The following is a 12,225-nucleotide window of genomic DNA, read 5'->3' as shown; positions in this document are numbered from 1 at the left end:
CGGGCCAGTTGAAAATTCCACCGTTTGCCAATTTGGCGAGCCGCAAAATAGCCGGGAACCAGAGCCTGCGGCGCGGGTTGGTTCACCATCATATCCACGACAGCCCCTGCAACGCGCCGCTAAATCTTACAGCTGTCAAATCTTACAGGAGAAACACCATGCTGAGCTGGGCCCTTACGTTCCTTGTCATCGCATTGATCGCCGCCGCTTTGGGCTTTGGCGGCATCGCTGGCACCTCTGCCGGTATCGCTAAGATACTGTTCTTCATCTTCATTGCCCTGTTCGTGATTTCGCTGATCGCGCGGCTTTTGAACGGCAAATCGCGACTCTGACTGGGTTTTCGGATCTTCCCTGCCTTCTTGTCCCTGGAGGCCACCTCAGACCGCAGGCGCGCCCTGCGGTCTTTTTTTTGCGTATTTCAGAGTATTTCAGCGAAGTGTGGCCTGCAGACGGAACTCCGCCAAGAGTTGACCTGCGTTATTTCGAAAACCGACGTATGTTATTTGCAAGTGGCAGATTTTATCCCATGTATGCGACAAGACGCGCATGGGAAGCGGCTGTAGATACAAGGTAATCGGGCAATGGCCGGGATCGAAACCCCCTCACAGGTTTGGCCGACTCAAGGCGATGCGCCGCAGGGTATGTTGGCGCGGGTCACCGAGATGACATTGGCCAAACGGAGCCTGTGGTATGAGGTTGCTTTTGCGGCCAGTGGATTTGCGCTGGCTTTGTATGCGCGCTTCCTCTGTGACCCTATTCTGCCACCGGGGTTTCCATTTTTGACATTCTTTCCGGCGGTACTGCTGACCTCGGCGTTCGCTTCGGTGCGGGCCGGGGTGGTGGTGGCGGTGGCCAGCGGTTTGGCCGCGCGCTATTTCTTCATCGCGCCGATGGAAAGCCTTAGCCTGAACGGCGCGTCTGCGGTGGCGATGGGGTTTTACACCTTGGTTGTGCTGACCGAGATTTTGCTGATCAGCGCGGTGAAGCAAGCCTTGCTGCGGCTGAGGGCGGCGCAACAGCGCAGTGATGATCTGGCGACATCCAGTGCGCTGATGTTTTCAGAATTGCAGCATCGGGTGTCAAACAATCTGGCGACCGTGGCGGCGCTTTTGCGCCTTCAGGCGGGGCAGACCAAGGATGCCGAGGCCAAGCAGGTGCTAAAGGTGGCGCAGGTGCGGATTGACACAATTTCGCGGCTGCAACGTCGGTTGCACTCGCCGAATCTCCAATCAGTCGCGGTGGCGGATTTCATTCAGGATATGGCAGCGGATACCATCGACGCGGCGGGCGCTGGGGTCAATGTAACGCTGAAGTTTCAGCTGAACCCGGTGCAGGTGGCGCATGAAAAGGCGATCCCCCTCGGGCTGATCGTCAGCGAATTGCTGATGAACGCGGTGGAGCACAGCGCGGGCCCGGAAGCCGCTGCGGTGGTGATCACGATCTCATTGTCGCAGGAGCCGCGTGAGGGTGGCGGGCATCTGGTGACGCTGGATGTGCATGATTCTGGCAAAGGTGTGCCCGAGGACTTTGATGTGGAAACCTCGAAAAGCCTAGGGATCAGCATTGCGCGGCAGTTTGCCTTGCAGCTTTCGGGCAAGTTGAGCCTGTTCAATGCACCCGATGGTGGCGCGATTTCGCGGCTGCAGTTTGAGAATTAAGGCAGGTTCGCGCAGCTAATCCCTTGTTCCGGTGTTTCCGTGCCATCAACGATGCGCAGTAATACCCCGCATAGAACGCAAGCGCGCCCCGATCCTGCCCGATTTGGCGATCAATAAGGTCACATCTGCCCACTCTGCTCGCTTGGGGAAAACAATGGACCGACTTACTGAAATGGAAGCCTTTGCCACGGTCGTAGACCAAGGCGGCTTTACAGATGCTGCGAAGAAGATGGGGATTTCGAAATCTGCCGTTTCGAAACATGTCTCCGCGCTGGAGGCTCGCCTTGGTGCGAGGCTTCTGAACCGCACCACCCGCCGCGTCTCTCCAACCGAGATCGGCCTTGCTTATTACGACCGCGCCCGGCGGGTCTTGAACGATGCGGGCGAGGCGGATGCCTTGGTGACCTCGATGCAATCGGCGCCTTCGGGCCTGCTGCGGATCTCGGTTGCCACGGATTTTGGCGTTAACCTGTTGTCGCCGATTTTGGGGGATTTCCTGCTGGAATACCCCGACATCACCGTCAACATGGTGCTGAACAACCGCTATGTGGAGCTGATTTCTGAGGGCTTTGATATGGCCATTCGGGTTGGCGACCTAGAGGACAGCAGTCTGCGCGCCCGCAAGCTGACCGACACCACCAAGCGGATGATCGGCAGCCCGTCGTATTTCCAGAAATATGGCCGGCCATTGAAAATTGACGATCTGAACGATCACAAGCTGCTGCATTATTCCAACCAAGCCAACGGCAATGTGTGGAAAGTCTCGGCCCCTTCGGGCGAAAAGCGGCAAGTGCGCACGGCGGGATGGTTGACGGTGAACGACGGTCAAAGCCTGCTGAATGCGGCGATTTCCGGGCTAGGCATCGCCTATCTGCCCAGCTTCCTTTATGCTGATGCGATGAAAAGCGGTCAGGTCGAAGAGGCCATTCCCGGCCTGCCAGTCGAAACTCTTGGCATCTATGCGGTCTATCCGCCGGGGCGTTTCACTCAGCCGAAAGTGCGTGCCTTCATCGACTTCCTGGCGCGCCGCTATCTGGATAAAGGCCCGGATACCTGGTGAGATCAGACCCTTAGCGCCAACACAGGTTTGTAAATGGTGCGATGATTACTCTGGGGTCGAGGTGAGTACCACCTCGACTCTTCGGTTTTGCTGCTGGCCGTCGGGGGTCAGATTGCTGGACCGCGGTGCGAGCGGGCCGACGCCATTGGCGCTGACTTGGCCCGCCGTCACGCCATATTGCGCAATCAGGTTTTGCCGCACGCTGTCCGCGCGTTTTTTCGACAGCGCGATGTTGCTCGAAAGCCCGCCCGAGCCATCGGTATGGCCGACCAGCGTGATCGCTTTGGTCGGATTGGCCTGCAACCAGCCCGCCAGCGCGGTAAGCGACGCATAAGTGCCGTCGCTGAGCGCCGAGGAGCCCGAGCCAAACACAAGATCTTCCAGCACCAGCGACTGACCAAGATCAAGGGTTTTGTCCAGATCGGTGCTGGCTTCGGGCGTAGTCACGGGGGAGGTCGGCTTCAGCGCGAAGGTGGCAGGCTTCGGTGGTTCGGTCGATTTGGTCGAAGCCACCAGTTGCATCGCCGCCGCACCGCCAATCCGGGTCAGTTGCACAAAGCCATTTTCGGGCGATTTGCTGACCATCAGACCGAGATATTCTTTGCCGTCTGGCCCGATGCGTTCTGCCGCCAGATAGCGAAAATCGCCCAGATCGACATGCATATCGGGTTCGGCCACCACCTCGGTGCCATAGCGAAAATCATAGCCGCCGCAGGCTTCGGTCTCACATTCAAAGATCACCTTGAAGCCAGCTGCTGCAATTTGTGCCCGCAGAGTCTGGATCATCTCCAGCGTCGAAGACCCCGGCATCGCGATACGCCACGCGGTTTGATCTAAAGCCCCTTCGGTCAGTTCGGTGGCAATCTCACCACTCTTGTAGGGGCCGACGGCAAGGCGAAACGAGGCTAGGGCTTCGCTGCGTTGCAAGGTTGTCTCGGATGGGCTGGGGAATTGCAGTTTCAACTGCGGTGCCGCCTGTGCAGAAGCGGCTGACAGGAAGGCTGCGAGGTAAGTAGCCACTCGGAACGGGCAAGTTTTCAAGGGTCTGGCCTCTGCTGGGCTCATTTCTGTCGATAGTGATATTGTCCCACAGCCTGCATCCCCAAGGAAGCATAAAGCCTGCGCGCCGGATCATTGGCGACAGTCACCACCAAAGACAGCGTATCCGCCCCATTGGCTTGCGCCCAAGCCGCCGCTGCACGCAAGATATTGTGCGCGGAACCCTGCCGACGCTGGCTGGGTGTGACCTCTAACGCGTGTAGCATGGCGATGTTTTGATGGATCGCGACAAACGCTGTGCCCGCCGCACGGTCCTGCGCGCGCCCAAATATGACGGTTTTTGGCCCCTGTACCCGGTCCATCACCGCAAGTCGCGCCGGGCCGATACCGCCCTCGGCCCACAGATCGGCGGCAATCGCCATCGGCGGCCAATGCGGGAAAGTGGTCATAGGATCGGGTGCCTGCGGCAGTGTCGCAAGCGGGGCGGCATAGGCCACCACCGGATCAACAATGCGATAGCCGCGCGCCATCAGGGCCTGATCAAGTAAGCCATCACCTGCGCGGATTAAAAACAGCGCGGGCTGATTTAGCGCCACCATCGCGGCCTCGGCCTGCGGAATATCGGTGTCTTGCCAATCGCCCTCGGCAGTTGTTGCTGACACACGTTTGCCGCCGCCCAAGCCATTGCGAATGGTCCAAGGCCCCTGCCGGGTGGCAGAGGCTGGGCCCCAAGTGGCTTCCATCACCGACAAAAGCTGTTCTGGCGTCATCCAAACAACTCCGTCAGCCGCAGCATCGCCGCACTGACCTGCCCCGGATCGATGCCCCTGATCACCAGATTGGTGCCATACGCGCCGTTTTGGGTGAACGGATAAGACCCCATCGACAGATTGGGAAATTCGGCGGCCAGTGCGCCAAAATCGGCGGCAATTTCGCCCTCTCCCCGCAAGACCCTCAGGTTCTGGCTGAGCAGTGGCGGACCGCCTGTCAGGGTGGGCAAAACCGAGGCCAGCATCGCCTCGAATATCTTCGGCACCCCGGCCATCACATGCACATTCTCCAGCGTAAACCCCGGCGCAATCGACACCGGATTTTCGATCAGCACCGCGCCATCGGGTATCCGCGCCATGCGCTGCCGCGCCTCGTTGAACGGCAGGCCTTGGCGTTCGTAGTGCGCGCTCATCAACGCCATCGCATCGGCGCGGTGGGTGATCGGGGTCTGAAACGCGGCGGCTATGGCATCAGCGGTAATATCGTCATGTGTCGGGCCAATGCCGCCAGAGGTGAACAGGTGATCATACTTGGCCGACAAAGCCTGCACCGCAGCTATAATCTCGGCATGATCATCCGCCACCACCCGCGCCTCGGCCAAAGTGATGCCGTGCTTGGTCAACTCACAGGCAATGTAATGCAGGTTTGAATCGCGGGTGCGGCCCGACAGGATTTCATCGCCGATTACCAGCATCGCGGCTGTGGGGTTGGGCATTTGGACGCTCCTTCTCTTGCGGCCAAGCATAGGGCAAAGCCGGGGCAACAGGCCAGAGGGCTGTCTTCACAGATTGGGGACCTTCACAGATGAGACACTCGCGTGATCGCAGCGCACTCCACCTCTGGCAAAGCCGCTGCGCATCGCTTATTTAAGGCCAAACCGGAGGATTACCCGTGGAAGATATCCGTGGCCGCGTCACCAAGAATGGCATCCGCATCTATGAAGATGCGGATTTCGCAGGCATGCACGCGGCCGGGCGATGCGCTGCGGAAATCCTTGATATGGTTGCAGAATATATCAAGCCGGGCGTGACCACAGCAGTGATTGACGATTTCATCCGTGAGGAGATTGAGCGGCGTGGCGTGGTTTCGGCGACGATCGGCTACAAGGGCTATCAACACGCTTCGTGTATCAGCGTCAACCATGTGGTCTGCCACGGTATTCCCGGCGCTAAGATCTTGGCGGATGGCGATATTTTGAACGTCGATGTCACGGTGATCGTCGACGGCTGGTTCGGCGATACCTCGCGGATGTATGTGGCGGGCGCTGTGCCGCGCAAGGCCGAGCGGTTGATTGAAGTGACGCACGAGTCGCTGATGCGCGGGATTGCCGCGGTGAAGCCGGGCAATACCTTTGGCGATATTGGCTATGCCATTCAAAGCTATGTCGAAGCCAACCGCATGTCAGTGGTGCGCGATTTCTGCGGTCACGGGCTTGGCCGGGTATTCCACGCGCCGCCGAATGTGCTGCATTATGGACGTCCGGGCACTGGGGCGGTGCTGGAGGAAGGCATGATTTTCACCATCGAGCCGATGGTTAATCTGGGCCGTCCCGAAACCAAAGTGCTGGCCGATGACTGGACGGCGGTGACGCGCGATAAATCGCTGTCAGCGCAGTTTGAGCATTCGGTCGGGGTGACGGCGACGGGGTGCGAGATTTTCACTTTGTCCCCAGCAGGCAAGTTCCATCCGACTTGGGGTTGATCGCCGGGCTAAAGCCCCAACAGCGTTGGTAAGTCTTTCATATCGCTGAAAAGAACCGCACCCTCAGCCGCCAGTGTCGCGCTGCCCTGCGGTGCATAGCCCATACAGCGCATCCCTGCGGCTTGGGCTGCGCGCGCGCCAGTTGGGCTGTCTTCGATCACAATGCAGTCGCTGGGATCAACGCCCAAGGCCGCCGCCGCGTGCAGGTATAGGTCGGGTGCAGGCTTGGGTTTTCCCAAAGTTTGCCCTGAAAACAGCCCCTTAAAGCGCGCAATCAATCCGTGCTGCCCCAAGGTGATCTGCATCTTTTCCGCCGAACCGTTCGAGCCCATCGCATAGGGAATCCTCGCCGCGTCCAGCGCATCCAACACGGCCAAAATCCCCGGCACCAGCGGCGTGCCCAGCGTCAGTTTGGTATAAAGCCGGGCGTAGAAATCATCGCACCAATCGGCGGGCAAGCGCGCGCCCATCGTGTTGGCTTTGTCGCGTAGGCCTTGCAGGGTCATGCCAAGGAAGATGTGGTGCAGGCTCTCCACTGCCATCGGCAGGCCATGCTGCGTAAGATCGGCAGCCAGCAGATCAAACAGCATCGGTTCACTATCGACGACCACGCCATCACAGTCGAAAATCACAGCTTTGGGAGTCATGCAGGCGCTTTCAGCAGGGTGACAAGTGTGTCGCCGTATTTGCGTTGATCAAGGGGTTCAAATCCGGCGGGGGGGATTGGCTTTGTGCTTTCCTCCCAGATAACAAGAGCTTCTGGGGCCAGCCATGGGGCTAAGGCCAGCAAGGCCGCCTCTCCCATCGCTTTGCCATAGGGTGGGTCGAGGAAAATCACCTCGAAGGCTGCACCCGGATTGAGCCCCGGCTTGGTTGCATCGCGGCGCAGGATTTCCGCACGCGTTTCCGCCCGCATCAGCGCGATATTGCGCTTTAGCAGGGCGGTTGCCGCCACGCCGTTTTCGAGAAACACCGCCGAGGATGCCCCCCGCGACAAAGCCTCCAAACCCAGCGCCCCCGTGCCCGCGAACACATCGAGCACGCGGGCATCGCGCAGCGGATTGCCATAACCGCCGTTGATCAGCAGGTTGAAAATCGACTCGCGCACGCGATCCGAGGTGGGGCGCAGATGCGCTTGCGCGTCACCGATCCCCACCGGAGTCAGATGCAGGCCCCGGGCGCTACCGCCGATGATCCTCATGCTTTCAGCAGCGATTTCATCTCGGTCGCGGGGTCTTTCAAAGCGGCTTTAGATGGAGATTTTCCGTTTTCAATCAATCGCTTGCCCACCATATACGCGCGCGGATCATTCATCGCATCGACGGCGAGCAGGGTATCTCCCTGGAAATACCAGAAGCTGACACTGTCGCCATCCGGGCCGCGCGTGACGATGTTATCATAGCCCACATTCAGCCCGGCGATTTGAAGTTTGCAGTCGTATTGATCCGACCAGAACCACGGTGCTGCCTCATAGATCTTGCCCGCGCCCATGATGTTTTCGGCAACGATTTCGGCCTGATCAATCGCATTGCCGACCGATTCCAGCCGCCAACGCCCACCCTTGTGAGGAAAGCTGGCGCAATCGCCTGCCGACCAGATATGCGGGTCCGAGGTGCGGCCGTATTCGTCGGTTTTGATACCGTTCTCAATCGCCAGACCGGCAGCCTCAGCCAGCCCGGTGCCGGGCAAAATCCCAACACCCGCGATGATGAAATCGGCGGGCATCTCCGAACCATCGGTCAGACGCACGCCCGAAACGTGGCCCTCGCCCAAGATCTTCTCAAGCCCCGTCGATTCGAGGATTTTCACCCCGTGTGCTGTATGCAAGGCGCGGAAATAATCGCTGGTTTCGGGTGCCGCCACCCGTTGCAGGATTCGCGGTGCCATCTCGACCACCGTTACATCAAGGCCAAGTTTCGCGCCAACCGCTGCCGCCTCAAGCCCAATATAGCCGCCGCCAATCACCACCAAACGCCGTCCGGCTGCGAATTCGGGCTTCATCGCATCCACGTCGGCCAGACTGCGCACGGTGTAAATTCCGGCCAGATCGCCGCCGATATTGCTGGGCAAGCGCCGGGGATACGATCCAGTGGTCAGCACCAGCTCGTCATAGGGGACCACGTCATTGCCAATCATCACCTTGCGGGTGATCGGTTCAATCGCCGAGACTTTATGCCCCAGTTTCAAGGTGATGCCATGTTCGGTGTAGAAATCCGGGCCGCGCAGCCACAGCCGCTCTTCCTCCATCTCGCCCAGCAGATAGGCCTTGGACAAAGGCGGGCGCTGATAGGGCGGTGCGGTTTCCTCCCCGATCAAAGTGATGCTGCCCTGATGCCCCAATGCGCGCAATTTTGCCACCAATGCGGCCCCGGCCTGCCCGGCCCCGATTACAACCACGTCCGTCATGCGCACTCCCTCTGGTCGAATGTTTGCGCGGACCCTATATCCCGCAGGACAGGTAACGCAACGCGAGAGGGATAGATTATGACGATTTCTGTTGGGGCCAAACTGCCGGATGCATCTGTGCAGGTTATGGGCGGAAATGGGCCGGAGGCGGTGTCACTGGCGTCAAGGCTCGCCGGGCGCAACGTGGTGATCTTCGGGCTTCCCGGCGCGTATACCAGCACCTGCACCACGGCCCATGTGCCCAGTTTCATCCGCACCCGCGAAAAATTGGCAGCCAAAGGCGTGGATGAGGTGATCTGTCTTTCGGTCAACGACGCGTTTGTGATGAAAGCTTGGGGCGATTCGACCGGGGCCAATGCGGCCGGGATCACCATGGCGGCGGACGTCGATGCCAGCTTCACCAAAGCGGTGGGTATGGAGTTTTCCGCCCCGGCGGTAGGGTTCTTTGACCGCTCGAAACGCTATGCGCTTTATGCTGTGGATGGTGTGGTCAAGGTGCTGCATGTCGAACTGCCGGGTGGCGGTTGCGAGATTTCCGGTGGCGAAGCGATGCTGGCAGCGATCTGACACCAATGCGACTCTGCATTCATGCCTATGTGAATGCAGAGCCGCAAACCTTAGACGATACGGTTTGCGCGGGTTTCACACAGGCAGGAAATCGGCTCGGAATGGTTGTGGATTACCTCGGCGCTGCCTGCGATTTTGTCCATTTGTTTGGCCAAGCTGATGTCCAAGGCCGATAGGCCCTTGCAGTCATGGGTGACCAGCGTGACATCGACGATATTGAATTTGTTCGACCATTCCGGGTGATGGTTCAGCTTTTCTGCCGCCAAAGCCGCGCGGGCCATAAAGCCCCAGGCTTCGGAAAAATTCTTGAATTTCCAAACTTTGCGGATCGCATCGCGGTCTGGAACGGCCCCCCATCCGGTTTCGCCCAAAGCGGGCAAAGCGGCGCGGTCTTCGGTGCTTAACAGCTCAGCCATGGTTCTTCCTTTCAATCTTCCGAGTCTACCCGGCGGAATGGGCCGTAAGCGGTCAGCACTTCAATTTCTTCGTCCACCGTGCGGCGTTCTTCCACAAGATACCGCGCCACGGCGTTACGGAAAGACCGATCTGCAATATAGTGCAGCGAATGCACCGGCATCGGCAGATAGCCGCGCGCGAGTTTGTGTTCACCCTGCGCACCCGCTTCAACCCGCGACAGGCCGTGGCTGATCGCCCAGTCGATGGCCTGATAGTAGCAGAGTTCAAAATGCAGGCAGGGGTGATCCTCGATGCAGCCCCAATAGCGGCCATAAAGCGTGTCGCGGCCGATGAAATTCAGCGCGCCCGCCACCGGGGTCTCGCCATTGAACGCCAGCACCAGCAGCACATCGTCGCGCATCGTGGATTGGATTTCATCGAAGAAGGCGCGGGTCAGATAGGGTGTGCCCCATTTGCGGCTGCCGGTGTCTTGATAGAAAATCCAGAACGCATCCCAATGCGCGGCTTCGATCTGATCTCCGGTCAGGGTGCGGATGGTAAGGCCAGAGGCGCGGGCGGTTTCGCGTTCCTTGCGGATCATCTTGCGCTTGCGGCTGGACAGGTCAGCAAGGAAATCACCAAAGCCCGCGTAGCCGCGATTTTCCCAATGAAATTGTTGGGTGATCCGGTGCAGCAAGCCGTGTTTGCCCGCCAGTGATTCCGCCTCATCTTCGGTGCAGAAGGTGATGTGCAGGGAGGATAGGTTGTTCTGATCGGTGAGGCCAATGGCGGCCTCCAGCAGGGTCTCCCGTAGGGCGCGATCACCCAGAAACCGCCGCCCGGACGCTGGCGTGAACGGCACGGCCACTTGCAGTTTCGGGTAGTAGCTGCCGCCAGCGCGCTCCAACGCCTGCGCCCAACCGTGGTCAAAGATATACTCGCCCTGACTGTGGGATTTGACGTAAAGCGGCAGGGCGGCGACGGGGCTTTCATCGCGCAGGATCAGCGGGTGCGGCTGCCAGCCGGTGCCTTTCCCGGTGGAATGCGAGCGGTCCAGCGCGGATAAAAACCGATGCGTGGTGAAGGGGTCAAGCGGGCGGCCCGGTTCGGGGCAGGCGAGCGCATCCCACTCTGCCGCCGTCAGGTCAGACATGCCGTTGAGAAGCTCTGCTTGCATCATCCGCCTGTGTTTACGGTAAGGCTGGGGGCCGTTTGGCCCCAGACCCCCGAGAGTATTGCTGCCGCTGAGAAGATGGGTTGGCAGCGGATTTCGTCAAGCGGGCAGCGCGGCGGCGTAGGTTTCAAAGGTGATATTCTGCGCAATTTTGCGGGCTTCGGCTTCAGCCGCAGGGCTGCGGATCGTCCAGCACAAAATTGCGGCGCCTTGGCATTTCAGATCAGCCACGCGGGGGCGGCTGAGGTCGGCGGCTTCGTGGCTGATGAAGCTGGAGAGGGTGCGGTCGTAATCGGGGATGGCGCGCAGGCGGTCGCAGGTTGTGGCGGCGAGGGGGGCCCAGTCGGCGGGGTCATAGGCCGAGGTGGTGAGGCCGCGCGGGATTTGTGGCGCGAGGCGGGCCATATGGGCGATGGAATGCGGGTTGAACGACATCACGGCGACCGGGCCTTGGTAGGTTGCAAGCAGGGTGGCGGTGGCGGATTCCAAGCGGCCATCGGTGGCTGACATGGTGTCGGTCTGGTCTTTGATCTCGATCAGCAGGGGGGTGCGGCCCGCGACGAGGGCAAGGATTTCGGCCAGCGTGGGGATAGTTTCCTCGCTGTCGCGCAGTTTGATCTGGGCGAGGGCTGCGGCGGTGTTGTGTTTGATCAGGCCAGTGTGGGTGGTGAGACGATCGAGCGCCTCATCATGGAACACCATCGCAACCCCATCGCTGGACAGTTGCAGATCAATCTCGATGCCGTAGCCTGCCGTAATCGCAGCCGTAATCGCCCCCCGAGAGTTTTCGGGGCGACCCAAACTACGATCATGATAGGCGCGGTGGGCGAGGGGGGCGTTTAGGAACGCCGCAGGCAAGGGACCGCGCATCAGTTGATCTCGAAGATGCCTTCGATTTCCACCGCGACGCCGAAGGGGAGCGAGGCGGCGGAGACGGCGGAGCGGGCGTGGCGGCCTGCGTCACCCAAGGCTGCGACGAGGAAATCGGATGCGCCGTTGATCACCTTGGGTTGGTCGGTGAAATCGGCGGTGGAGTTGACGAAGCCTGTCAATTTCACCGCCCGGACCACCCGGGAAAGATCGCCGCCGCAGGCTTTCTTCAGCTGCGCCAGCAGCGAGATCGCGCAGGCTTTCGCGGCTTCGGCCCCGGCTTCGATGGTCACATCAGCGCCGAGTTTGCCTTTGATCAGGCCAGCCGAAGTTTGGCTGATCTGGCCTGAGATATGGACGAGGTTTCCGACCTGCACGAAGGGGACATAGTTCGCGGCCGGGGCGGGGGCGTCGGGGAGGGTGACGTTAAGCTCGGCGAGGCGGGATTCGATGCTGGACATTTTCGGCTCCTGACTGGATTTGCGGCAGGCTACCTGTGGGCGGGGGCGGGGGCAAGGCTTGCTTGGTCCCAACTCGGGACCTTTTTTATGTGTTTTATATCAATGCGTTGATATGGTGCCGTTAAGGGATCTTTAACGATTTACCGTATATTCAGCGCATAT

15 protein-coding genes are annotated in these 12,225 nt (G+C 59.8%); 5 read left to right on the top strand and 10 right to left on the bottom strand.

What is annotated here, in order from left to right:
* Positions 1-158: 158 nt before the first annotated feature.
* The 3 genes from AKV04_RS25780 to AKV04_RS20375 all read left to right on the top strand — a co-directional run bounded on the left by AKV04_RS25780 (position 159) and on the right by AKV04_RS20375 (position 2,718).
* Positions 159-332, top strand: coding sequence for a DUF1328 domain-containing protein (locus AKV04_RS25780; protein ID WP_082351770.1), 174 nt, complete (start codon positions 159-161; stop codon positions 330-332).
* Between the two features lie 249 nt (positions 333-581).
* Positions 582-1,658: a sensor histidine kinase gene (locus AKV04_RS20380; protein WP_054008229.1), complete on the top strand. Its 1,077-nt coding sequence runs from the start codon at positions 582-584 to the stop codon at positions 1,656-1,658.
* Positions 1,659-1,812: 154 nt separating this feature from the next.
* The gene (locus AKV04_RS20375) at positions 1,813-2,718 is read left to right on the top strand and encodes a LysR family transcriptional regulator (protein ID WP_054008228.1); all 906 of its coding nucleotides are present in this window, start codon (positions 1,813-1,815) and stop codon (positions 2,716-2,718) included.
* 45 nt (positions 2,719-2,763) lie between these two features.
* On the opposite strand, the gene AKV04_RS20370 is transcribed toward AKV04_RS20375, so the two are convergent.
* From AKV04_RS20370 to AKV04_RS20360, 3 genes are read right to left on the bottom strand one after another with little or no spacing between them, the layout of a single operon-like run.
* Positions 2,764-3,759 (bottom strand): OmpA family protein, encoded by a 996-nt coding sequence (locus tag AKV04_RS20370; protein ID WP_162232920.1) that lies wholly within the window; start codon positions 3,757-3,759, stop codon positions 2,764-2,766.
* A 20-nt stretch (positions 3,760-3,779) separates the two neighbouring features.
* Positions 3,780-4,487: a GNAT family N-acetyltransferase gene (locus tag AKV04_RS20365; RefSeq protein WP_054008226.1), complete on the bottom strand. Its 708-nt coding sequence runs from the start codon at positions 4,485-4,487 to the stop codon at positions 3,780-3,782.
* Complete coding sequence (locus AKV04_RS20360; protein ID WP_054008225.1) at positions 4,484-5,203, bottom strand: competence/damage-inducible protein A; 720 nt, start codon at positions 5,201-5,203, stop codon at positions 4,484-4,486. Before AKV04_RS20360 ends, AKV04_RS20365 begins: the two co-directional genes overlap by 4 nt.
* Before the next feature lie 176 nt (positions 5,204-5,379).
* Here AKV04_RS20360 and map point away from each other — a divergent pair, with 176 nt between their 5' ends.
* Positions 5,380-6,189, top strand: coding sequence for a type I methionyl aminopeptidase (gene map, locus AKV04_RS20355; RefSeq protein WP_054008224.1), 810 nt, complete (start codon positions 5,380-5,382; stop codon positions 6,187-6,189).
* An 8-nt stretch (positions 6,190-6,197) separates the two neighbouring features.
* On the opposite strand, the gene AKV04_RS20350 is transcribed toward map, so the two are convergent.
* The 3 genes from AKV04_RS20350 to AKV04_RS20340 are packed head-to-tail and all read right to left on the bottom strand — an operon-like array spanning position 6,198 to position 8,595.
* Complete coding sequence (locus AKV04_RS20350) at positions 6,198-6,836, bottom strand: HAD family hydrolase (RefSeq protein ID WP_054008223.1); 639 nt, start codon at positions 6,834-6,836, stop codon at positions 6,198-6,200.
* Positions 6,833-7,390, bottom strand: a complete 558-nt coding sequence (rsmD, locus tag AKV04_RS20345) for a 16S rRNA (guanine(966)-N(2))-methyltransferase RsmD (protein ID WP_054008222.1) — start codon at positions 7,388-7,390, stop codon at positions 6,833-6,835. The genes AKV04_RS20350 and rsmD overlap by 4 nt, the downstream gene beginning before the upstream one ends.
* Positions 7,387-8,595, bottom strand: a complete 1,209-nt coding sequence (locus AKV04_RS20340; RefSeq protein WP_054008221.1) for an NAD(P)/FAD-dependent oxidoreductase — start codon at positions 8,593-8,595, stop codon at positions 7,387-7,389. The genes rsmD and AKV04_RS20340 overlap by 4 nt, the downstream gene beginning before the upstream one ends.
* Positions 8,596-8,673: 78 nt before the next feature.
* On the opposite strand from AKV04_RS20340, the gene AKV04_RS20335 reads away from it, so the two are divergent.
* Entirely contained in the window at positions 8,674-9,162 is a 489-nt protein-coding gene (locus tag AKV04_RS20335; RefSeq protein WP_054008220.1) for a peroxiredoxin, read from the top strand.
* A 50-nt stretch (positions 9,163-9,212) separates the two neighbouring features.
* Here AKV04_RS20335 and AKV04_RS20330 read toward each other — a convergent pair whose 3' ends face one another.
* The 4 genes from AKV04_RS20330 to AKV04_RS20315 form a co-directional block, all read right to left on the bottom strand.
* Positions 9,213-9,578, bottom strand: coding sequence for a 4a-hydroxytetrahydrobiopterin dehydratase (locus AKV04_RS20330; protein WP_082351768.1), 366 nt, complete (start codon positions 9,576-9,578; stop codon positions 9,213-9,215).
* 11 nt (positions 9,579-9,589) lie between these two features.
* Positions 9,590-10,738 (bottom strand): GNAT family N-acetyltransferase, encoded by a 1,149-nt coding sequence (locus AKV04_RS20325; RefSeq protein ID WP_054008219.1) that lies wholly within the window; start codon positions 10,736-10,738, stop codon positions 9,590-9,592.
* A gap of 93 nt (positions 10,739-10,831) precedes the next feature.
* Positions 10,832-11,602, bottom strand: coding sequence for a glycerophosphodiester phosphodiesterase family protein (locus AKV04_RS20320; protein ID WP_054008218.1), 771 nt, complete (start codon positions 11,600-11,602; stop codon positions 10,832-10,834).
* Positions 11,602-12,063, bottom strand: coding sequence for a RidA family protein (locus AKV04_RS20315; protein WP_054008217.1), 462 nt, complete (start codon positions 12,061-12,063; stop codon positions 11,602-11,604). Before AKV04_RS20315 ends, AKV04_RS20320 begins: the two co-directional genes overlap by 1 nt.
* Between the last annotated feature and the right edge of the window lie 162 nt (positions 12,064-12,225).

Origin of the sequence: Cypionkella psychrotolerans (assembly GCF_001294535.1) — a bacterium.
Taxonomy (GTDB): Bacteria; Pseudomonadota; Alphaproteobacteria; order Rhodobacterales; family Rhodobacteraceae; genus Cypionkella; species Cypionkella psychrotolerans.
This window is presented reverse-complemented; position numbering and strand designations above follow the sequence as displayed.

Coding starts and splice junctions, on each gene's coding strand:
- rsmD (WP_054008222.1), bottom strand. CDS start 7,390: ATGAGGATCATCGGCGGTAGCGCCCGGGGCCTGCATCTGACTCCGGTG.
- AKV04_RS20340 (WP_054008221.1), bottom strand. CDS start 8,595: ATGACGGACGTGGTTGTAATCGGGGCCGGGCAGGCCGGGGCCGCATTG.
- AKV04_RS20350 (WP_054008223.1), bottom strand. CDS start 6,836: ATGACTCCCAAAGCTGTGATTTTCGACTGTGATGGCGTGGTCGTCGAT.
- AKV04_RS20365 (WP_054008226.1), bottom strand. CDS start 4,487: ATGACGCCAGAACAGCTTTTGTCGGTGATGGAAGCCACTTGGGGCCCA.
- AKV04_RS20360 (WP_054008225.1), bottom strand. CDS start 5,203: ATGCCCAACCCCACAGCCGCGATGCTGGTAATCGGCGATGAAATCCTG.
- AKV04_RS20380 (WP_054008229.1), top strand. CDS start 582: ATGGCCGGGATCGAAACCCCCTCACAGGTTTGGCCGACTCAAGGCGAT.
- AKV04_RS20375 (WP_054008228.1), top strand. CDS start 1,813: ATGGACCGACTTACTGAAATGGAAGCCTTTGCCACGGTCGTAGACCAA.
- AKV04_RS20320 (WP_054008218.1), bottom strand. CDS start 11,602: ATGCGCGGTCCCTTGCCTGCGGCGTTCCTAAACGCCCCCCTCGCCCAC.
- AKV04_RS25780 (WP_082351770.1), top strand. CDS start 159: ATGCTGAGCTGGGCCCTTACGTTCCTTGTCATCGCATTGATCGCCGCC.
- AKV04_RS20335 (WP_054008220.1), top strand. CDS start 8,674: ATGACGATTTCTGTTGGGGCCAAACTGCCGGATGCATCTGTGCAGGTT.
- AKV04_RS20330 (WP_082351768.1), bottom strand. CDS start 9,578: ATGGCTGAGCTGTTAAGCACCGAAGACCGCGCCGCTTTGCCCGCTTTG.
- AKV04_RS20315 (WP_054008217.1), bottom strand. CDS start 12,063: ATGTCCAGCATCGAATCCCGCCTCGCCGAGCTTAACGTCACCCTCCCC.
- AKV04_RS20325 (WP_054008219.1), bottom strand. CDS start 10,738: ATGATGCAAGCAGAGCTTCTCAACGGCATGTCTGACCTGACGGCGGCA.